This is a genomic window from Cyanobium sp. ATX 6E8 (assembly GCF_024346335.1).
In the GTDB taxonomy this organism is placed as follows: Bacteria; Cyanobacteriota; Cyanobacteriia; order PCC-6307; family Cyanobiaceae; genus Cyanobium_A.
The window spans coordinates 76,479-94,066 of sequence record NZ_JAGQCT010000011.1 but is presented as its reverse complement, the minus strand read 5'-3'; the positions used below and the strand labels follow the sequence as shown (position 1 = coordinate 94,066).

Below are 17,588 nucleotides of genomic sequence, written 5' to 3'. Positions count from 1 at the left end.
TCACCACCTTGTTGGTGCCGGCCACGGCCTTGGCCGCGGCCTCCAGCAGGTCGGTCTGGCGGCAGAGAAAGGCCGGGATCTGCAGCACGTCCACCGCCTGGGCGGCGGCGGCGGCCTGGTGGCTTTCATGGATGTCGGTCAGCACCGGCAGGCTGAAGGTCTGGCCCACCTCCTGCAGGATCGCCAGACCCTCCTCGGGGCCGGGCCCGCGAAACGATTTGCCGGAGCTGCGGTTGGCCTTGTCGAAGCTGGCCTTGAACACGTAGCGGATGCCAAGGCGATCGGTGATCGCTTTCACCTGCTCGGCCACCTGCAGCACCAGATCGCGACTTTCGATCACGCAGGGCCCGGCGATCAGGGTGAAGCTCATGGGGTGGGGCTGCGGTTATGCTGAAATTCAGATTATCAGCAGAGGCTCGGTGAAAAAAATCGCGCCAGCCAAGGCAGCCCTCCAGCGGGACGTGCTCACCGTGTCGAGCCGCGGCCAGATCACCCTGCCCGCAGCCCTGCGCAAGCAGCTCGGCATCACCCCCGGCGGCGCCGTGATCGTGGAGGCAGTAGATGGCGAGCTGCGGCTCAAACCGGCGGCCGTGTTTGAACTGGAGGTGTACAGCGATGCCCAGATCGCTGCCTGGGATCGCGCCGACCAACTCTCGGCCGATGAGCGCCAGCGCATCCTGGAGCGGCTGCAGCACGGGTGAAGCGCCTGTTCCTCGACGCCAATGTGCTGTTCACAGCCGCCCACAACCCCGAGGGCAAGGCGGCGCTGCTGTTCCAGCTGGGACAGCTCGAGCTGGTGCAGCTGCTCTCCAGCGCCTACGCCATCGAAGAAGCCCGGCGCAACCTGGCCCGTAAGTTTCCGGCCTGCCTGGATCGCTTTGAGGCGCTGGTGGGTGGGCTGGGCTCGGTGGCCGAACGGCTGCCTGGTGCAGGCCTGGATCCGGCCTCTCCGGCCGGGCTGCCGGAGAAAGACTGGCCGATTTACAGGGCAGCCCATGCCTGCCAGGCCGATGCGCTGATCACTGGTGACCTGCGGGATTTCGGTGCGCTGATGAATGCTCCCGAGCGCTGCGGCGGACTGTTGATTCAAACGGTGGCCGACTGGCTCCAGGGGCTGAGCTGAGCAGGGGCGCGTCTGGCCGCAAGCGAGTTAGCCGTTGTTCTGACCCATCTGCAGCAGCTCAATCGCCACCCGGTGATGGGCAGCAGCGGCGCCCATGGCTTGATCAAAACTGACCAGACAACTTTTCAGGCGTAGGCACAGAGCAATGTGCAGGGCATCCCCCGCCCGCAAGGGGGGCGCATCAGCAAGACAGAGCCGAGCCGCAACGTCAAAATCCGCCGCCGCCAGTTCCTGCACCTGCAAGCGCCTCTCCCGTAGCTCCTGAAACCGATGCCACGCCCAATCGCGTTCGTGCGCATCCACTACACCACGCCTGCGCTGCTGGGCCAGCGCAGAAGCCAACTCTGTATCCACCCATGGCGAGATCAGCCAGGGGAGATCGCGTGCATCTTGCAGGAAACGATGGGCAACAGCTGTGCCCGGTTCATGCACCAAGGTGGCCACCAACACCGCGGTGTCCAGATAGAGCGGCCTCAATACCGAGCTCCCTCACGCAGCTCTCTCACGAGCTCGGCAGCACTGGTGGAATGCAAGGGTTGACGGGTGGTTGCGGCCAGGAAGGAAGGCAGATCAAACCCTTGCACAGCGTGCTGGGAGACCCCTGTGAGCCGCGCCACCGGCACCCCGCGCCGGCTGATTTCAATGGCTTCGCCCTGCTCAACGGCATCGAGCAGGGCAGAGAGCTGGGCCTTGGCCTGAGCCACATTCAATCTGCGCATAGCACGAGCCCCTGTTGGTCATCTGTCCATCTTAGAGCTGGAAGTGCATCAGGGTGACGCGAGGACTAGCCCGACATCAGATCCAATCCGTGCAACAGGCCGTGAAACACACACCCCAGGTTCAGCGGTGACGGTGCAAAGCAACACGCTTGAAGCCGCCACCTACGCTCACCGCCATGAGCGCGCCCATTCCCGTTTTCATCGGCGTCGACCCGCGCGAGCGGGCCGCCACCAATGTGCTGATCGACAGCCTCGTGCAGCACAGCAGCGTCCCGCTGGCAATCACGCCACTGGTGACGCCCCAGCTGGAAGCCCAGGGGCTCTACTGGCGCGCCCGCGACCCCAAGCAGAGCACCGCCTTCTCCTTCAGCCGCTTCCTGGTGCCCCACCTGATGGGCTACCAGGGCTGGGCCATCTTCATGGACTGCGACATGCTCGCCCGCGGCGACATCGCCGCGCTCTGGGCCCTGCGCGACGAACAGATGGCGGTGATGTGCAGGCAGCACGAGCACGTGCCCAGGGAAACAGTGAAGTTTATGGGGGAAGTGCAGAGCGCCTACCCCAAGAAAAACTGGAGTTCGCTGATGCTGCTCAACTGCAGCCGCTGCACTGCCCTCACCGCCGACTATGTGAACACCGCCTCGGGGCTGGAGCTGCACCGCTTCCACTGGCTCGAGGGCGATCACGCAATCGGCGCCCTGCCGGAGGGCTGGAACCATCTGGTGGCGGTGCAGGACCCCGCCAAGGCCGAAGACGCTTCGCTGCTGCACTGGACCCTGGGCGGCCCCTGGTTTCGCGAGCAGCGCACCATGGGCGAAGGCCTGGCGGCCGAGTGGTTTGCCGCCCGCGACGCCGCCTTTCGCCTCTGGGAATGATGAGCCTGCCCTGTGTGGTGGCCGTGCCGGCACGGCTGGAATCGAGCCGCCTGCCCGGCAAGGTGCTCGCCGACATCGGCGGCAAACCGATGCTGCAGCGGGTGCTGGAGGGCTGCGCTGCCGCCCAAGCCCCGGCTGCGGTGGTGCTCTGCACCGACAGCCAGGACCTGGCCGAGCGCGCCAGGCAATGGGGCGTTGAAGCCCTGCTCACCAGCCCCGCCTGTGAATCGGGCAGCGAGCGCATCGCCTCAGTAGCCGAGCAGCTGGTGGCCCGCGCCGGCGGCAGCGACCCCGCCCGCACCCTGATCATCAACGTGCAGGGCGATCAGCCCTTCATCGATCCGGCGGTGATCGATGCGATGGCGGCCGAATTCAGCCGCCGCAGCCCCACCCCGGAGGTGCTCACCCCCGTCTACCGGATGGGAGCGGAGAAGGTGCATAACCCCAACGTGGTGAAAACCCTGCTGGCCGCCGATGGCCGCGCCCTCTACTTCTCCCGCTCTGCCCTGCCCCATGTGCGCGGCGTCGACCCGGCGCACTGGCCCGCCCACACCACCTTCTGGGGCCACGTGGGCCTCTACGGCTACCGCGCTGATGTGCTGCAGCGCTGGAATGCCCTGCCCCACTCGCCCCTGGAGCACACCGAGAAGCTTGAGCAGCTGCGCCTGATCGAGGCCGGCATCGGCATCGGCAGCTTCCCGGTAGCCGGCGAGTCGCTGTCGGTGGACACCGCCGAGCAGCTGGAGCAGGCGCGGGCCATCGCAGCTGGCCTGGCACGTTGAGGCTGCACGCTGATGGGCATTTAGATAGGGGCAGGGGTGCCCTGATCTGGGCTTACAGAGCTGGCGGCTGATTGCCAGGGGCGAGCCCGGCCTGCACCAGATCGTGTAGACGCAGCAAGCCCGCCACCTCGCCGCGTGCATCAAGCACCGGCAGCACCCCGATCGCCTTGCGCCGGTTGCGCTCCATCTGCTCCAGCGCCTCAATCGCCAGGGTGGAGCCCAGCACCGTGATCGGGTCGCGCGTCATCAGATCGGCGGCGCGCAGCTGGCTCCACTGCTCGGGCCCATGGGCCTGCAGGGCGCGGCGCAGATCGCCATCGGTGATCAAGCCTGCCAGCTGGGCCTCTTCGCCAGGAGCATGGCGGGCCACCCAGCTGGCCCCCACTCCATCGGTGGTGAGGTGGGCGATCACCTCCGGCAAGGTGGCCTGGGGCTGCAGCGGCGCCAACCGGCTCACCGGCACCATCAGATCCGCGGCCGTGAGGGTGAGCTGCTTGCCCAGCGAACCAGCCGGGTGGTTGAGGGCGAAATCTTCCGGGGAGATGCCGCGCCGCTCCATCCACACCGCCGCCAGGGCATCACCGATCGCCATTGCCACCGCCGTGCTGGCGGTGGGGGCCAGGTTGAGCGGGCACACCTCCCGATCCACCGAGCCATCGAGCACCACGGCGCAGCCGCGGGCCAGGCTGGAAGCGGTGCGGCCCACCAGGGCCATGCAGGGGGTCCCGCGGCGTTTGAGGTGGGGCAAGATCGCCAGCAGCTCCTCGGTTTCACCGCTGTTGGAGAGCAGCAGCACCAGGTCGTCGGCGGCCACCACCCCCAGATCGCCGTGCAGGGCGTCAAGAGGGTTGAGGTAGATCGCCATCAGGCCGATCGAGGAGAAGGTGGCAGCGATCTTGCGGGCCACAATCCCGCTTTTGCCCACCCCGCTGATCACCAGCTTGGCCCGCCGGGCCGCACAGGCCTCCAAGTGCTCCAGCGCCGCCTCCACCTGATCCGCCGGCAGCCGCCCGGCCGCTGCCGCAATCGCCGCGGCTTCCTCTTTCAGGCACCGGGTGAGGGCAGACATAGCTCCGACCATGATTGCGGCGACTGTATGGCCCGTTCAGCCCTGCAACTCCTGCCCCGCAGCTACATGCTGATTGATGCCCCACACCACAGGGGCCAACCGGGCGCGAAACCTCTCCACCTCAGCCGGTGACGCGCCAGGCCTGGCCGCTTCGGCCTGGGGCCGTAACCGCACCAGCAGCCGGCCGAACCCACCGGCACCTCGCCCGAGCACCCGATTGAGCCGGCGCTGCAGTCCAAGCTCCGTGCGACTGAAGGAGCGGTTGACGCGCTGTCTCGGCGGCAGCGGCCAATCGGTGCTGGCAGCCGGCAAGTCCAACCATTGGCGCAGAGCCGGCAGGATCGCCGCTCGGATGCGGCTGTAGTTGTGCACGGTCAGTTGGCTAGGCACACCCCCATACAGAGCAGCCTGCTCCTGCAAAAACAACAACACATAGTCGTGCAGGTTGGTGATCGCCAGCCAGTCGCCGAAGCTGCCGGCATAGCCGTGGGCTTTCACCATCTCCAAATACAGCGAGCGGGCGTGCTCAAGTGGATCGCGCACCAGCAGCAACAGCTGCAGCCCCTCAAAACCAGCCGCCGCGGCCAGCTCGGCCAGGGCCTCCTGCCGGCCCATCAGCCGCTTCATCAGCCGCTCATCGCTGATCAGCAGGGTGCCCCCATCCGGCACATGGGCAGCCAGTGCCGCCAAGGCTGCCGGTGGATCAGCAGCCGCCTCAATCTCCTCCAACACAAACCCATTGCCCATGCTGAACAAGCCCCGCTGGGCCCGGCGCTCGCACCGGCCGCTGGGGGCCTCCAGCGGATACACCACCCCGGCCGCGGCCAGCCGCTCGGCATTGAGCGCCAGCCAGGCCTGCAAATAGGACGAACCCGTTTTGCCGTGGCCCACGTGCAGCGCCAGATGCTTGGCCACCGGTGCGCTCCAACTACCCTGGCTTGAGCCAAGCACAGCCGCGCCCGTTGGCCTACCCCGCCCTGCTGCGCCAGCCCGCCTGGGTGCTGCAGAGCGCCTCCGCCGACCGGCCCGAACCCACCCAGCTACTCGCCGAGCCCAGCCCCGAAGCCCTGCGCTCCTGGGCGCAGATCGAGCCCGGCTGGCGCGCGCTGGAAGCGGGCGATCGTGCCACTGCTGAAACCCTGTGGCGCCAAGCCCTGGCCCAGGCACCCGCCGATTTGCTGCTGCAGCGGGTGGTCAACCAGCACGCACCCCAGCTGCTCAGCTGTGGCAAGCCCAGCCACCGCGGCGCCCCATGGGGCAGCCGTATTGCCCTGGTGCTGCCAGGCCAACTGCGCTGCCTAAACCGCAGCCTGCCGCTGCTCAGGGCCCTGGCGCGCCATGCCGATCTGTTTGTCTGCACCAGTGCCGCCTATGCCGGCAGCGCCAGCAAGCTGCCCGGGGCCATGCGGGTGATCGACCCAGAACCCACCTTGCCGATGGGGGCCATGCAGCAGTGGCACAAGCTGGCCGTGGCCCTGGCCATGGTGCGTGAGCAGGAAGCCCGCAGCGGCCGGCGTTACAGCCACATCCTCAAGCTGCGCAGCGATTTTCACCACGTGCAGCCCCGCCAGCTGCTGGCCGAGCTGGTGGCCGCCGATGGGCTGATCTGTGCCTCCGACAAGGTGTTTGGCGGCCGCCGGGAGCTGATGCTGCTGTTTGAAGGCTTCTACCCCGCCATCGCCGGTTGGTTTGACGGGCAGGAGCAGCGCTACTGGCCCATCCACGCGGGCCAGATCCTGCGCTCCGACCTCAGCGCCAAGTGGTATGGAATGGCCTTCCCTCAAGAGCTGGTAGGGCAACCCACCACGGTGGAGGCGCTGCGCGCCGTGCTCGCCGCCGGTGGGGAGGCCCTGGCCCAGACGCTGCTGGGCTGGCGGCCGCCGCCGGGCGCCGATCTCAACACCGTGAGCTGTCGCTTCTTTCAAGGCCATCCGCACTTTGCCTCGGAGGTGTGCTTCGCGCGCTTTCTCAACCTCAACGCCATCCCCGCCCGCAGCAGCCCGGGGCTGCTGGGATTTCTGCGCAGCGACCGGCTCCAACCATGAGTGCTAGCGCTCCAGCTGCAGCTGAGCTCACGGTGTTGGTGCTGGCCGGCGGCAGCCTGGCGGGCAAGGCCCTAGGGCCCGCAGCGCCGCTGTGGCCCCACCCGCTACTGCTGAGCGCAGGCAGTGGCCTGGCGATCGAGGTGATCCAACGCTTCTACGCCACGGGGCCGCTGCCGGTGATGCTGCGTGTGGTGGTGGATGAGCCGCCGCCGCCGGCGGTGCCCCTGCGCGGCCTAGCCGCCGAGCAGCTGCTGCAGGTGGCGCCCCAGGCCCACATCATCGGCAGCCTGCGGGCCGCCCTGGCCGCCGTGGCCACCCCCTGGGTGCTGGTGAACCCGATCACCACCTTGCCGGCCCGGCCCGCACAGCTGGCCTGCGAGGTGCAGGTGGGCGAGCAGCCCCTGGTGCGCGAGAACTGGGCCGCCATCCGACCCCAAGCGGGTGGCGGCTGGGTTTTCGAGGGCAAAGGGGGGCCTCCCAGCGCCACACCCGCCCCCCCCTTCACCGGCATCCTCTGCGCTCCCACCGCCGTGCTGGCCCAGCTGGCCGCCGCCGTGCCGGATGCCAGCAGCGCCGACCTGCTGGCCCTGGCCCAGGCGCTGGTGGAGCAAGCCGGTGCCGCCGTGGTGGCTGCCCCCTGGCACGACCTGGGCCACCGGACCACCCATGCCGCCAGCCGCCGCAGCCGCCTGCCCAGCCGCGCCTTCAACCAGCTGCACCACTGCCGCCAGCGGGATGTGATCGTGAAACGCTCCAGCGATCACGCCCGCCTGGCCGCCGAGCGCGCCTACCTGGCCGCCCTGCCCGCCCCGCTGCGGCGCCACTTCCCCGCCCTGCTACCCGGTGGCCCTGGCGAAGAAGGCGCGTTGGTGATGGAGGCCGTGCCCTTCCCCAACCTGGCCGAATTGCACCTGCACTGGGATCTGGGCCCCAACACCTGGGTGGCAATCCTGGAGCGGCTGGCGGCGATTCAGGCCGACTTCGCCGCCGCCGCCCCCCCCCAGCGCGGCAGCAGCCGCTGGCTCTACAGCACCAAGCTGGCCTCCCGCTGGCAGCAGGTTCTGGCCTTGGGTGGCGAGGCCTGGTGGCAACGGCCCCTCTGCCTCAATGGGCGCTGGCAACCGCCACTGGCCGAGCAGGTGCAGCACGTGCTCACCGCACTCCAGCCCCTGGAGGAGCAGAGCGCGCTGCACCTGATCCACGGAGATTTCTGCTTCAACAACATCCTCTGCGATCCGCTCTACACCGCCATTCGCCTGATCGACCCCCGCGGCGAAGCCGCCCCGGGCGGCCAGCTGCCGCCCGGCTATGGCGACAGCCGCTACGACCTGGTCAAGTTGTTTCACTCCATCGGTGGGCACTACGACGCGATCGTGAACAACCTGTTTGCCCTGCGCTGGCTGGATCGCGATCACCTGGAGCTGGAGATCTACAGCCCGCCCCTGCAATCCTTTGTGGCTGATGCATTCGGGCAAATCCTGATGCCAGCGGCCATGGACGATCGGGAGCTGCACCTGCTCACCGCCAGTCTGTTTTTCAGCATGCTGCCGCTGCACCGGGAAGACCCCGAGCGGCTGGTCGCCTTAGCGGCGAGCGGCATGCTGATGCTCAACGCCGCCGATGCCTGAATGCTGCTGCTGATCACCGCCGCCGGGGCCGGCAGCCGCTTTCAACGCGAGGGGATGGCCATCCCCAAACCCCTGATCCAGGTGCAGGGACGCAGCCTGCTGGAGCACACCCTGGCCAGCTTCGGCTTGGAACCGGGGGATCAGCTCCTGATTGCCGTGCAGCGGGCCCACCGAATTCCGGCACACCTCAACGAGCGCCTGTGCGCCGCCCTTCCCCAGGTGGCCTTGCATTGGGTCGAACTCGATGGTCTCCTCCCCGGCCAGCTGGCCACCGCCGTGCAGGCCCTGGAGCAGGCCCTGCCGAAGCTCGCCCCAGCCGAAACCCCGGATCCGGCCCTGCTGATCCACAACTGCGACACGGGCTTCGCCTGGCACGAAAGCCTCCGGCCCCCAACCGACACCTATGGCGCCATGGCTGTGTTCCCCGCCGAGGGGGAGCACTGGTCGTTTGGCCAGCCCGACCCCAGCAATCCCGGCCGCGCCATCGCCATCGCTGAAAAACGCCGCATCTCCGATCTGGCCTCGATCGGCCTCTATGGCTTTGGCTCCACCGCCCGGTTCCTGGCCGATGCCAAGCGCCAACTCGCCGGCACTGGCGCGAGCAACGCCACCGTGAACGGTGAGCACTACGTGGCGCCCCTGCTCAACAGCGCCATCAGCGCCGGTGAAACGGTGCTGCTACCCCGGGTGGAGGGGGTGCAGCTCTACGGCACCCCGGCTGAGCTCTGCAGCACCTTCGGGCTCACGTGGGCCGAGCTTCTCACCAGCAATCCCAGCGAGAGCTAGGGGCCCGCGAACGCAGCTATCTCGCCCGCTGCAGCACCCGCTCGCACCAGTCGAGATGCGTAAGGGTCCAGCGGACGGTGGCCTCCAGCCCCTGCTCGAAGCTGTGGCGCGGCCGCCAGCCCAACTCGCCCGTGATCTTGCCGGCGTCAATGGCATAGCGCCGGTCGTGACCGAGGCGATCGGTCACCGGCGTGATCAGGCGGGCATGGGGAGCCCCGGCCGGGCGGAGCCGATCCATCAGGCCACAGATCGCCTGCACCACCTCACTGTTGGTGCGCTCGCTGGGGCTGCCATGGTCGCCCGCGCCCCCCACGCAGTAGCTCTCGCCGAGGCGGCCCCGGGTCGCGGCCAGCAGCAGCGCTTCCACGTGGTCGTCCACGTAGAGCCAATCGCGCACATTGGCGCCATCGCCGTAGAGGGGAATTGCTTCACCCGCCGCCGCCTTGAGAATCACAACGGGAATCAGCTTCTCCGGAAACTGCCAGGGGCCGTAGTTGTTGGAGCAGTTGGTGAGCACCACCGGCAGGCCGTAGGTGTGGTGCCAGGCCCGCACCAGATGGTCGCTGGCGGCCTTGCTGGCCGAGTAGGGGCTGCGGGGGTCGTAGGGCGTGGTTTCCGAGAAGCGCCCCTCGGGCCCCAGGGAGCCAAACACCTCATCGGTGCTGATGTGGTGGAAGCGGAAGCGCGCCTGGCGCTCCGGCGGAAGCTGCTCCCAGTGGGCCCGCACCGCCTGCAGCAGGTGGAAAGTGCCGCTGATGTTGCTGGTGATGAAGGCCCCCGGCCCGGCAATCGAGCGATCCACGTGGCTTTCAGCCGCCAGGTGCAGCACCAGATCGGGATCCGCCTGCCGCACCGCCGCCGCTGTGGCCTCGGCGTCGCCAAGATCCACCTGCAGCAGCTGATGGCGCTCCGCCGCCTGCGGCAGCATCGCAATGCTGGTGAGGTCGCTGGCGTAGCCCAGCTTGTCGAGGTTGAACACCAGCGCGGTGCTCTCGCGCAGCAGGCGCCGCACCACCGCGCCGCCAATGAAGCCAGCACCGCCAGTCACCAACACCCGCGTCCCTGAAACCAGCCAGTCGGTCATCGGCACTCGTCAACGCCCCCCGCCCTTGAGCACGGTTTTGATCGTGCGAAACAGGATCACCAAATCCAACCAGGTGCTGAAGTGCTTGAGGTAGTAAAGGTCGTAGGAGAGCTTGAGCTCCACGTCCTCCACGCTGGCCGCATAGGGCGCGCACACCTGGGCCCAACCACTCAGGCCGGGCCGCATCCAGTGGCGTTTGCGGTAATGGGGGATGCGGGCCTCCAGCTCTTCCTCCAGCTCAGGCCGCTCAGGCCGCGGCCCGATCAAGCTCATGTCCCCACTCAGCACTTGCAAGAGCTGCGGCAGCTCATCCAGCCGCAGCCGGCGCAACCAAAGCCCCACCCGGGTGATGCGTTGGTCACCGGGCACGGTCCAACACGGAGCCGCATCGGCCGGGGCCACACCCATGGTGCGCAACTTGAACACCACAAAGCGGCGCCCCAGCCAACCACTGCGTTGCTGCACGTAAAACACGGGCCCGCGGTCTTCCAGCCAGATCAAAGCCGTCGCCAACAGCATCAACGGACTGCTGAGCACAAGCAGCACAGCGGCCACCACAACATCAGCCACCCGCTTGAGCTGACGCTGCAGGCTGAACAGGTTGTTCCACGGCAATTCGTCGTAATTGAGCCAAGGCTCGGGCACCAGCTCGGGGGGTAGGCGCTCCAGCTGGCGCTCCAGCAAGGTGAGTGGGGTGGTGAGGCTGAACTCGCGCGGATCGCGGCTTTCCAGCTGCGCCAGCAGCTGGCGCTGACGAGAGTCCTGGCGCAGCGAGGGCGCAACGGCCAGCACCAGGGGGGGGCTCGCCTGGAGGGCCTGCTCCAACGCCAGCCAACGCAGCGGCAGCCGGGGCGGCGTGCGGCGCCAAGCCGCCAGCACCGGCTGCACCTCAGCATCTGCCCCAACCAACAGGCACTGGGCCTGCTCCGGCAACAACACACCGCGCCGCAACAACCCACGCGCCAGCAGCGACCAGAGCAGCAACGGCAGCAACCACTGCACCTGGGTACTGCGATGCATGAACCAAATCCGCTCAGGCTGATTGGCCAGCAGGCGCGCCACCGCCACCATCACAAACGTGGCCAGAACCGTGATCAACACCCGCTGGATCACGGCCTGCAATGGCAAACGTCGCCAGCGCAGCACCGTGTAGCTGCCAAACAGCCATCCCAAACTCAGATAGGCCAAGGCCGTGAAGGCCACCCAGCCCACCTGCGGGTCTATAGGCAGGGATTTGAAGGCGGCGATCATCGCCAGAAAGCCCAGCAGCCCCACCAGATCCAGGGCTGCACAAAAAAATAAATTACGGCGGGGATTACGCCAGGACAAACGGCCATCCGCGGGCTGGATCGACCTTAAACGGGGCTGACCTCGCCGCCCAACCGGGCGATCACCCCTGCCAACGCCCCGCGCCAGTGCAGCGGCAGGAGGTTCAGCGCCTGGCGGCTGGCATGGCAGTCCAGCAGCGAATAACTAGGCCGCCGTGCGGGCGTGGGGAAGTCGGCCGTGGGGATCGGCATCACCGCAGCCGCCCGCTCCAGCAGACCCGCGGCCACCCCCAACTCGCCGATGGCCACTGCGAAGTCGTACCAGCTGGCCGCACCCGCATCGCTCCAGTGGAGGATCCGCGGGGCATCGGCTTGCTGGCTGATCGCGCGCCAGCAGGCCGCGGCCAAGGTGAGGGTGCTGGTGGGGCAGCCCACCTGGTCGGCCACCACGCCGAGGGGCTGGCCCGATGCCGCCCGCTCACGATGCAGACGCAGCATGGTGCGGCAGAAATTGCGCCCAACTGGCCCATACACCCAGCTGGTGCGCAGCACCCGTGCCCCCGGCAGCGCCAGCGCAGCCACTTCGCCGGCCGCCTTGGAGGCGCCGTACACGCCCAAGGGATCCACCGGCTGCTCCGGCCGGTAAGGGCTGCCCTGCTCGCCGTTGAACACGAAATCAGTGCTCACCTGCAACAGCCGGCCGCCACCGGCGCCCCCATCCAGCGCCGCCAGAGCCTCGGCAAAGGCCACCGGGGCGCCAGCGTTCACCGCCTGGGCCAATTCCGGCTCACGTTCCGCCTGGTCGACTGCGGTGTAAGCGCCGGCATTGAGCACCCAATCGGGCCGGTGCTCAAGCACCGCCGCGCGGCACGCCTCGGGCTGGGCCAGATCCAAAGCCAGCGCCCCGTTTCCGCCACCGCGGCTGGTAGCGATCAGCTCCACCTCGGGCGGCTTGGAAGCGATCAGCGCCCGGCCCAGCTGGCCAGCGGCTCCGGTGAGCAGCACCTTCATGGCTGGGGCTGGGGCAACATCGCAGCCATTGTGGACAGCGGGGCTGGGATGGCCCCCAGGTGAATGACCTAATCTAAGGATTAGTAATTCACCTGGGGGCGGCCGTGCGCAGCACCATCACCAGCCGCGGCCAAACCGTGATCCCGGCTGCCATCCGTGATCGCTTTTCTCTGGGCCCTTCCAAACGCCTGGAATGGATCGTGGAAGCTGATGGCTCCATCCGGGTGCTTCCCGTTGACCCATCGCCGGTGAAGGCCTTTCGCGGCACGGGCAAGGGCGGCGGCTCCACCCAACGCCTGATCGCTGAGCGTGAGGCCGACCGCACCGCTGGTCGCTGATGGCAACGCTGATTCTGCTGGACACCTCAGCACTGCTCACCTTGCGCGACGACGAGCCCGGCGCCGACCGGGTGGAACAAGCCCTCGAGCAACCGCAGCACTGCTACGCCTGTTTTCTGAGCCGCATGGAGGTGCTCTACCGCGTTTGGAAGGACGAAAATGAGCGCGCTGGCCGCCTGGCCTATGAGCAGCTCAAGGCTTTGCCCTTGCAGTGGGTTGAGGCCTGCCATTCCCTGTCGCTGGCAGATGCCTGGATCGCTGCCGCCGCCCAGCAAATCGGCGCCACGCTGCTGCACAAAGACCCTGAATTCCGCGCTTTTACCGAGCTCTCTCAGGAATGGCTCGGGTGAGCCTCCTGGGCTGCGGTGATGCGTGCTGTGGTGTTCCGCGTTGCGTTGGGAAATCTGTACAGCCTGTACAACATCCCGTAGAAGCCTGCAAAGCAATAGGTTTCCTTCCAATTGGGGTAAGCCGATCGCTTCATGGCTGAAGCAGGAGAGCTGGCAAGCCACCCACATTTGATGCGCACTAAAATGCGCACACCTACAGCCTGGGCCATGCGCACTACCCTGGAGCTGCCCGACCCCCTGTTTGCACGCCTGAAGGCCCGAGCAGCCCATGAGCACGTGACGCTCAAACAGCTGCTGCGCAGCTATGTGGAACAGGGCCTCAGCGCAACTCCCCTCACTGCAGCAACGCAGCGCACGGCAGAAAGCCTGCCCCAACTGAACAGCTCCCTCGGCATCCCCAGCCACAACCTCAGCAACGCCACGCTGTTTGAACTGCTCGACGCTTGACATCCCGAACCGATCCGGCGGATCTCCCCGACCTGAACGTATGGCTGGCTCTGGCCGCCACGGATCACCCACACCACAGGCAGGCACTGCACTACTGGGAGAACCAGGCTTCACCTGAGGTGCTGTTCTGCACCGTCACAGCGCTGGGACTGATCCGACTGGTAAGCCAACCAAAACTGATGGGCGCAGCGGTGCTGCCTTCAGCGGAAGCCTCCGCTCTCCTGCAAGCGTTCTGCCGCCAACCTGGTGTGACCATGGCAGCACCCGAGCACAACGGCTGGGAGCTCTTTCACAGCCTGCTCTCCAGCGCCGAGCTGCCGGCCCGGCTCCACACCGATGCCTATCTCGCCGTCCTGGCGATCGCCAATGGCTGGCGGCTGGTGAGCTTCGATCGCGATTTCGAACGCTTCAAAGGCCTGCACTGGCTGCCACTCTGACGTCAGCTGAACAGATCAGTAGCTGACAGCTCCGCCAGCAGTGGCGCCGCGGCATCCTTCTCCGACAGCTGGGGCTCGGCGCCAGCCAGGGCTTCAAGCGGCCAGGCGATCGCCAGCGCGGGGTCGTCCCAGCGGATGGCGCGCTCGCAATCGCGGCTCCAGAAGTCGGTGGTTTTGTAGAGCACCTCAGCCTGCTCGCTCAGGGTGAGGAAGCCGTGGGCAAACCCCGGCGGCACCCACAGCTGCTGATGGTTTTCGGCGCTGAGCACCACACCCACCCACTGGCCAAACGTGGGCGAACTGCGGCGGATGTCCACCGCCACATCAAAAATCTCCCCCAGCACGCAGCGCACCAGCTTTCCCTGGGGATGCGGCGGCAGCTGGTTGTGCAAACCCCGCAACACGCCACGGCTGGAGCGCGAATGGTTGTCTTGCACGAAGGCTGCAACCGGCTGGCCGTGGGCCGCCAGCAGCTCGGCAAAGCGCTGCTGGTTCCAACTCTCGAAGAAAAAGCCGCGCCCGTCGCCAAAGACCCGCGGCGTCAGCAACAACGGGCCCGCAACGGACACGCCCGCGGCCGTGGTGAGGGTCTCAGCTTGCATGGGGATCAGCTTGCATCGGGGCTCTCCAGCAGTTGCAGGAGGTAATCGCCGTAGCCGCTCTTGCGCAGCGGGGCAGCCAGAGCGGCGAGCTGGTTGGCGCTGATCCAGCCCAGCCGCCAGGCCACCTCCTCGGGGCAGCCCACCTTGAGGCCCTGGCGGTGCTCCAGCGTGCGGATGTAGCTGCCGGCCTCATGCAGCGACTCGCAGGTGCCCGTATCCAACCAGGCCATGCCCCGGCCCATCAGCTCCACCTTGAGCAGGCCATCCTCGAGGTACATCCGGTTGAGGTCGGTGATCTCCAGCTCGCCCCGGGGCGAGGGTTGCACCCGGCGGGCCCGCTCCACCACGGTGTCGTCGTAGAAGTAGAGGCCGGTCACGGCGTAGCGCGAGCGCGGCTTGGCTGGCTTCTCCTCCAAGCTGGTCACCCGCCCGTCGCCATCGAAACCCACCACGCCGTAGCGCTGGGGATCCCGCACGGGATAGGCAAACACCGTGGCCCCGGCCCGATCGCCGTTGCAGCCCTGGAGCTGGGGGCTGAGGTCGTGGCCGTGGAACAGGTTGTCGCCCAGCACCAGGGCCGCCGGCGCACCGGCCAGGAAGTCGGCACCGATCAGAAAGGCCTGGGCCAGCCCATCGGGGCTGGGCTGCACGGCGTAGGCGATCGTCATGCCCCAGTGGGAGCCATCGCCCAGGAGCCGCTCAAAAGCCGGCTGATCCTGGGGCGTGGTGATGATCAGCACCTCCCGAATCCCCGCCAGCATCAGTGTGCTGAGCGGGTAATAGATCATCGGCTTGTCAAACACCGGCAGCAGCTGCTTGCTCACCGCCTGGGTGATCGGATGCAGCCGGGTGCCACTGCCGCCGGCCAGGATGATGCCCTTGCGGGCCATAGGGCGCACTCCGCTGGGAGAATGGTGCCATGGCAGCTCAGCCAGGGCTGTCTACACTCAGAGGAGTGTTGCTACACACCGCCCGCCATGGCGCTGAACATCCGCAACAGCGAAGCCGATCGCCTGGCTGGCGAAGTTGCGGCTCTCGCCGGTGAAACCAAAACAGCTGCTGTGATCCAGTCGCTGCACGAAAGGCTCGATCGCCTGAAACAGCAACGGCAACAGGCGTCCAAGGGGCGTGAATGCCTCGCCGATCGCCTCAATGAGATTGCCCTGCGTGCGGCCAGCCGTCCCGTGATCGACAGTCGCAGCCCTGAAGAGATCCTCGGCTACAACGCCATCGGCGTTTCCGGCTGATGGTGATCGACCCTTCCGCCGTGCTGGCGATCCTTCAAAACGAGCCGGAGCGGGCTGCCTTCAACGCCGCCATCGCCGCAGCCGATCAACGGCGCCTGTCCGCCGCTTCTCTGGTGGAACTCTCGATCGTGGTGGAGGCCCGCTTCGGCATCGACGGCCAAACCGACCTCGACCTGTTCCTCGCCACGGCGAACGTGGCAATCGTGCCGTTCAACGCCGATCAAGCCCAGATCGCCCGTTCGGCCTTCCGCCGCTTCGGCAAAGGCCGCCACCCTGCAGGCTTGAACCTGGGTGATTGCTATTCCTACGCCCTGGCACAGTTCTGCGCCGCACCACTGCTGTTCAAGGGCAACGACTTTGGCCTCACGGATATCCAAGCGGTGATCGCTTGAAGCTTGAGGATGGTGCGATGGCAGCACTGCGGTTCCTGATCCACGCCCCGGGCGCCCCAGGCTTGCGCTGGTTTGGCCTCGGCCCGGGCCTGCGACCCACCCGGGGCCTGTGGAAGTTGCAGCGCCTGTTCAACAAGCACGCCTTCTGGGCCCAGGGGCGCACCATGGCGCAGCTGCGCAGGCTGTTGGCCGGCAGCACCGTGGTGGTGAGCCTATGGCAGGGCAAGCGCCTGGTGGGCTTCGGCCGGGCCAGCAGCGATGGCATCTACCGCGCCGTGCTCTGGGATGTGGTGGTGGCCGGCGACCTGCACGGCCAGGGCCTCGGCCGCCGGGTGGTCGAAGCCCTGCTGGCCACTCCAGCCTTGCTCGGCGTCGAGCGCCTCTACCTGATGACCACCAACAGCGCCGGCTTCTACGAGCAGCTCGGCTTCCGCGCTGCGGAGCCCCAGGTGCTGCTAGTGAAACAAGCAGCGAGCCCGCCCCAGCGCGATGGCGGCTCTTCCGCCTGAGCCGAGGAGAGCAACGCCGCGGAGAGCAACGCTGCGCACTGTGCCAAAAGCGGTACAGCCTGTACAGAATTCCGGAGCACGCGCAAACGCAGCATCCACCGCGCCGCCGTCACCTCAGCAGCCCACTCAGCCAGGCAGCGCCGCCATCAGGCTGCCCATTTCCAGCGCCTGCAGGCCGTAATTCCAGCCCAGGTTGCTCTTGATGCCGGCCCGCTCCAGGGCCTGCTGCATCGTGTCGGTGGTGAGCACACCGAAGATCACCGGCACGCCGGTGGAGCGGCCCACGGCGGCCACGCCCTTGCTCACCTCGGCCACCACCACGTCGAAGTGGGGGGTGTCGCCGCGGATCACAGCCCCCAGGGTGATCACCACCTGGTAGCGACCGCTCGCCGCCAGGCGCTGGGCCACCAAGGGAATCTCGAAGCTGCCGGGCACCCAGGCGATGTCGAGCTGGGAGCTGGTGGCAGCGGTATCAATCCCGTGCCGGCCCAAACAATCCAGGCAACCGCTCAGCAGCTTGCCGGTGACCAGATCATTGAATCGCGCCACCACGATGGCGATTCTGAGGCCGCTGGCGCCGGTGAAGGTTCCTTCGAAGCTGGCCACGGAGTTGGTGTGCGAATGCCCTCAGGCTACGCAGCGGGGCTGAAAACCCTCAAACCACAAAGAAGCTCATGCCCCAGTTGAGCAGCACCAGGCCCACCCAGGCGATGCCGCCGAGCAGGATCAGGCGATTGGAGCGGCCCGAATCCTCACTGCTGGCGTACAGCACCGGCACCGCCACGATCAGGGCAAACGACAGCACCACCAGGGCCAAAACGGTGAGGGTGTTGAGGATCTGCATGGCGGATGCGGCGAGTGGCGCGGAGCCAGATC

General features: G+C 67.4%; 25 protein-coding genes and 1 pseudogene. 14 read left to right on the top strand and 12 right to left on the bottom strand.

What is annotated here, in order from left to right; genetic code table 11:
* A pseudogene (locus KBY70_RS10265) lies at positions 1 to 370 on the bottom strand (3-deoxy-8-phosphooctulonate synthase); the annotation flags it as partial.
* 49 nt (positions 371 to 419) lie between these two features.
* Between KBY70_RS10265 and KBY70_RS10260 the strand changes: the two are divergent.
* Both KBY70_RS10260 and KBY70_RS10255 read left to right on the top strand, forming a co-directional pair.
* Positions 420 to 701 (top strand): AbrB/MazE/SpoVT family DNA-binding domain-containing protein, encoded by a 282-nt coding sequence (locus KBY70_RS10260; RefSeq protein ID WP_254988435.1) that lies wholly within the window; start codon positions 420 to 422, stop codon positions 699 to 701.
* On the top strand, positions 698 to 1,123 hold the full coding sequence (locus tag KBY70_RS10255) for a putative toxin-antitoxin system toxin component, PIN family (RefSeq protein WP_254988434.1): 426 nt from the start codon (positions 698 to 700) through the stop codon (positions 1,121 to 1,123). Before KBY70_RS10260 ends, KBY70_RS10255 begins: the two co-directional genes overlap by 4 nt.
* 27 nt (positions 1,124 to 1,150) lie before the next feature.
* On the opposite strand, the gene KBY70_RS10250 is transcribed toward KBY70_RS10255, so the two are convergent.
* Entirely contained in the window at positions 1,151 to 1,600 is a 450-nt protein-coding gene (locus tag KBY70_RS10250) for a type II toxin-antitoxin system VapC family toxin (protein WP_254988433.1), read from the bottom strand.
* A complete protein-coding gene (locus tag KBY70_RS10245) occupies positions 1,597 to 1,827 on the bottom strand; it encodes a type II toxin-antitoxin system Phd/YefM family antitoxin (protein WP_409996050.1) in 231 nt (76 codons plus the stop codon). Before KBY70_RS10245 ends, KBY70_RS10250 begins: the two co-directional genes overlap by 4 nt.
* Positions 1,828 to 2,018: 191 nt before the next feature.
* Between KBY70_RS10245 and KBY70_RS10240 the strand changes: the two genes are divergently transcribed.
* On the top strand, positions 2,019 to 2,717 hold the full coding sequence (locus tag KBY70_RS10240) for a hypothetical protein (RefSeq protein WP_254988431.1): 699 nt from the start codon (positions 2,019 to 2,021) through the stop codon (positions 2,715 to 2,717).
* The gene (gene kdsB, locus KBY70_RS10235) at positions 2,714 to 3,499 is read left to right on the top strand and encodes a 3-deoxy-manno-octulosonate cytidylyltransferase (RefSeq protein WP_409996049.1); all 786 of its coding nucleotides are present in this window, start codon (positions 2,714 to 2,716) and stop codon (positions 3,497 to 3,499) included. Before KBY70_RS10240 ends, kdsB begins: the two co-directional genes overlap by 4 nt.
* A gap of 52 nt (positions 3,500 to 3,551) precedes the next feature.
* On the opposite strand, the gene KBY70_RS10230 is transcribed toward kdsB, so the two are convergent.
* Both KBY70_RS10230 and KBY70_RS10225 read right to left on the bottom strand, forming a co-directional pair.
* Positions 3,552 to 4,568 carry an SIS domain-containing protein gene (locus tag KBY70_RS10230; protein ID WP_254988429.1) on the bottom strand — a complete coding sequence of 339 codons (1,017 nt, stop codon included), beginning with the start codon at positions 4,566 to 4,568 and terminating at the stop codon, positions 3,552 to 3,554.
* A gap of 36 nt (positions 4,569 to 4,604) precedes the next feature.
* Positions 4,605 to 5,483 carry a hypothetical protein gene (locus tag KBY70_RS10225; protein WP_254988428.1) on the bottom strand — a complete coding sequence of 293 codons (879 nt, stop codon included), beginning with the start codon at positions 5,481 to 5,483 and terminating at the stop codon, positions 4,605 to 4,607.
* Between the two features lie 23 nt (positions 5,484 to 5,506).
* Between KBY70_RS10225 and KBY70_RS10220 the strand changes: the two genes are divergently transcribed.
* Genes KBY70_RS10220 through KBY70_RS10210 form a run of 3 tightly spaced genes read left to right on the top strand, consistent with a single transcriptional unit; the run spans position 5,507 to position 9,027 of the window.
* Positions 5,507 to 6,613 (top strand): hypothetical protein, encoded by a 1,107-nt coding sequence (locus tag KBY70_RS10220; RefSeq protein ID WP_254988427.1) that lies wholly within the window; start codon positions 5,507 to 5,509, stop codon positions 6,611 to 6,613.
* Positions 6,610 to 8,241 (top strand): phosphotransferase, encoded by a 1,632-nt coding sequence (locus tag KBY70_RS10215; protein WP_254988426.1) that lies wholly within the window; start codon positions 6,610 to 6,612, stop codon positions 8,239 to 8,241. The genes KBY70_RS10220 and KBY70_RS10215 overlap by 4 nt, the downstream gene beginning before the upstream one ends.
* A complete protein-coding gene (locus KBY70_RS10210; RefSeq protein ID WP_254988425.1) occupies positions 8,242 to 9,027 on the top strand; it encodes an NTP transferase domain-containing protein in 786 nt (261 codons plus the stop codon).
* 16 nt (positions 9,028 to 9,043) lie between these two features.
* On the opposite strand, the gene rfbB is transcribed toward KBY70_RS10210, so the two are convergent.
* Genes rfbB through rfbD form a run of 3 tightly spaced genes read right to left on the bottom strand, consistent with a single transcriptional unit; the run spans position 9,044 to position 12,390 of the window.
* Positions 9,044 to 10,111, bottom strand: coding sequence for a dTDP-glucose 4,6-dehydratase (gene rfbB, locus KBY70_RS10205; protein ID WP_254988424.1), 1,068 nt, complete (start codon positions 10,109 to 10,111; stop codon positions 9,044 to 9,046).
* 9 nt (positions 10,112 to 10,120) lie between these two features.
* Positions 10,121 to 11,440 (bottom strand): sugar transferase, encoded by a 1,320-nt coding sequence (locus KBY70_RS10200; protein ID WP_254988423.1) that lies wholly within the window; start codon positions 11,438 to 11,440, stop codon positions 10,121 to 10,123.
* 26 nt (positions 11,441 to 11,466) lie between these two features.
* Complete coding sequence (gene rfbD / locus KBY70_RS10195; RefSeq protein WP_254988422.1) at positions 11,467 to 12,390, bottom strand: dTDP-4-dehydrorhamnose reductase; 924 nt, start codon at positions 12,388 to 12,390, stop codon at positions 11,467 to 11,469.
* Positions 12,391 to 12,494: 104 nt separating this feature from the next.
* On the opposite strand from rfbD, the gene KBY70_RS10190 reads away from it, so the two are divergent.
* The 4 genes from KBY70_RS10190 to KBY70_RS10175 all read left to right on the top strand — a co-directional run bounded on the left by KBY70_RS10190 (position 12,495) and on the right by KBY70_RS10175 (position 13,962).
* Positions 12,495 to 12,728, top strand: a complete 234-nt coding sequence (locus tag KBY70_RS10190) for an AbrB/MazE/SpoVT family DNA-binding domain-containing protein (protein WP_254988421.1) — start codon at positions 12,495 to 12,497, stop codon at positions 12,726 to 12,728.
* Positions 12,728 to 13,078, top strand: coding sequence for a PIN domain-containing protein (locus KBY70_RS10185; RefSeq protein WP_254988420.1), 351 nt, complete (start codon positions 12,728 to 12,730; stop codon positions 13,076 to 13,078). The genes KBY70_RS10190 and KBY70_RS10185 overlap by 1 nt, the downstream gene beginning before the upstream one ends.
* A gap of 207 nt (positions 13,079 to 13,285) precedes the next feature.
* Positions 13,286 to 13,525 (top strand): hypothetical protein, encoded by a 240-nt coding sequence (locus KBY70_RS10180; RefSeq protein WP_254988419.1) that lies wholly within the window; start codon positions 13,286 to 13,288, stop codon positions 13,523 to 13,525.
* Positions 13,522 to 13,962, top strand: coding sequence for a TA system VapC family ribonuclease toxin (locus KBY70_RS10175; RefSeq protein WP_254988418.1), 441 nt, complete (start codon positions 13,522 to 13,524; stop codon positions 13,960 to 13,962). Before KBY70_RS10180 ends, KBY70_RS10175 begins: the two co-directional genes overlap by 4 nt.
* Positions 13,963 to 13,964: 2 nt before the next feature.
* Here the strand turns inward: KBY70_RS10175 and rfbC are convergent, their stop codons facing one another.
* Positions 13,965 to 14,564 (bottom strand): dTDP-4-dehydrorhamnose 3,5-epimerase, encoded by a 600-nt coding sequence (rfbC, locus tag KBY70_RS10170; RefSeq protein WP_254988417.1) that lies wholly within the window; start codon positions 14,562 to 14,564, stop codon positions 13,965 to 13,967.
* 5 nt (positions 14,565 to 14,569) lie between these two features.
* On the bottom strand, positions 14,570 to 15,454 hold the full coding sequence (gene rfbA, locus KBY70_RS10165) for a glucose-1-phosphate thymidylyltransferase RfbA (RefSeq protein ID WP_254988441.1): 885 nt from the start codon (positions 15,452 to 15,454) through the stop codon (positions 14,570 to 14,572).
* Positions 15,455 to 15,541: 87 nt separating this feature from the next.
* Here rfbA and KBY70_RS10160 point away from each other — a divergent pair, with 87 nt between their 5' ends.
* The 3 genes from KBY70_RS10160 to KBY70_RS10150 are packed head-to-tail and all read left to right on the top strand — an operon-like array spanning position 15,542 to position 16,712.
* Entirely contained in the window at positions 15,542 to 15,811 is a 270-nt protein-coding gene (locus KBY70_RS10160) for a type II toxin-antitoxin system VapB family antitoxin (RefSeq protein WP_094559017.1), read from the top strand.
* A complete protein-coding gene (locus KBY70_RS10155) occupies positions 15,811 to 16,203 on the top strand; it encodes a type II toxin-antitoxin system VapC family toxin (RefSeq protein ID WP_254988416.1) in 393 nt (130 codons plus the stop codon). Before KBY70_RS10160 ends, KBY70_RS10155 begins: the two co-directional genes overlap by 1 nt.
* 17 nt (positions 16,204 to 16,220) lie before the next feature.
* Positions 16,221 to 16,712, top strand: a complete 492-nt coding sequence (locus KBY70_RS10150) for a GNAT family N-acetyltransferase (protein ID WP_254988415.1) — start codon at positions 16,221 to 16,223, stop codon at positions 16,710 to 16,712.
* Positions 16,713 to 16,838: 126 nt separating this feature from the next.
* Here the strand turns inward: KBY70_RS10150 and ribH are convergent, their stop codons facing one another.
* Positions 16,839 to 17,318, bottom strand: coding sequence for a 6,7-dimethyl-8-ribityllumazine synthase (ribH, locus tag KBY70_RS10145; RefSeq protein WP_094559014.1), 480 nt, complete (start codon positions 17,316 to 17,318; stop codon positions 16,839 to 16,841).
* A 49-nt stretch (positions 17,319 to 17,367) separates the two neighbouring features.
* Positions 17,368 to 17,556, bottom strand: a complete 189-nt coding sequence (gene psbZ, locus KBY70_RS10140) for a photosystem II reaction center protein PsbZ (RefSeq protein WP_094559013.1) — start codon at positions 17,554 to 17,556, stop codon at positions 17,368 to 17,370.
* Positions 17,557 to 17,588: the final 32 nt, after the last annotated feature.

What these genes read in the sequence shown, in the direction of transcription:
- KBY70_RS10240 (WP_254988431.1), top strand. Translation starts at nt 2,019, where the DNA reads ATGAGCGCGCCCATTCCCGTTTTCATCGGCGTCGACCCGCGCGAGCGG.
- kdsB (WP_409996049.1), top strand. Translation starts at nt 2,714, where the DNA reads ATGATGAGCCTGCCCTGTGTGGTGGCCGTGCCGGCACGGCTGGAATCG.
- KBY70_RS10230 (WP_254988429.1), bottom strand. Translation starts at nt 4,568, where the DNA reads ATGTCTGCCCTCACCCGGTGCCTGAAAGAGGAAGCCGCGGCGATTGCG.
- KBY70_RS10215 (WP_254988426.1), top strand. Translation starts at nt 6,610, where the DNA reads ATGAGTGCTAGCGCTCCAGCTGCAGCTGAGCTCACGGTGTTGGTGCTG.
- KBY70_RS10210 (WP_254988425.1), top strand. Translation starts at nt 8,242, where the DNA reads ATGCTGCTGCTGATCACCGCCGCCGGGGCCGGCAGCCGCTTTCAACGC.
- rfbB (WP_254988424.1), bottom strand. Translation starts at nt 10,111, where the DNA reads ATGACCGACTGGCTGGTTTCAGGGACGCGGGTGTTGGTGACTGGCGGT.
- rfbD (WP_254988422.1), bottom strand. Translation starts at nt 12,390, where the DNA reads ATGAAGGTGCTGCTCACCGGAGCCGCTGGCCAGCTGGGCCGGGCGCTG.
- KBY70_RS10185 (WP_254988420.1), top strand. Translation starts at nt 12,728, where the DNA reads ATGGCAACGCTGATTCTGCTGGACACCTCAGCACTGCTCACCTTGCGC.
- KBY70_RS10180 (WP_254988419.1), top strand. Translation starts at nt 13,286, where the DNA reads ATGCGCACTACCCTGGAGCTGCCCGACCCCCTGTTTGCACGCCTGAAG.
- rfbC (WP_254988417.1), bottom strand. Translation starts at nt 14,564, where the DNA reads ATGCAAGCTGAGACCCTCACCACGGCCGCGGGCGTGTCCGTTGCGGGC.
- rfbA (WP_254988441.1), bottom strand. Translation starts at nt 15,454, where the DNA reads ATGGCCCGCAAGGGCATCATCCTGGCCGGCGGCAGTGGCACCCGGCTG.
- KBY70_RS10160 (WP_094559017.1), top strand. Translation starts at nt 15,542, where the DNA reads ATGGCGCTGAACATCCGCAACAGCGAAGCCGATCGCCTGGCTGGCGAA.
- KBY70_RS10155 (WP_254988416.1), top strand. Translation starts at nt 15,811, where the DNA reads ATGGTGATCGACCCTTCCGCCGTGCTGGCGATCCTTCAAAACGAGCCG.
- KBY70_RS10150 (WP_254988415.1), top strand. Translation starts at nt 16,221, where the DNA reads ATGGCAGCACTGCGGTTCCTGATCCACGCCCCGGGCGCCCCAGGCTTG.
- psbZ (WP_094559013.1), bottom strand. Translation starts at nt 17,556, where the DNA reads ATGCAGATCCTCAACACCCTCACCGTTTTGGCCCTGGTGGTGCTGTCG.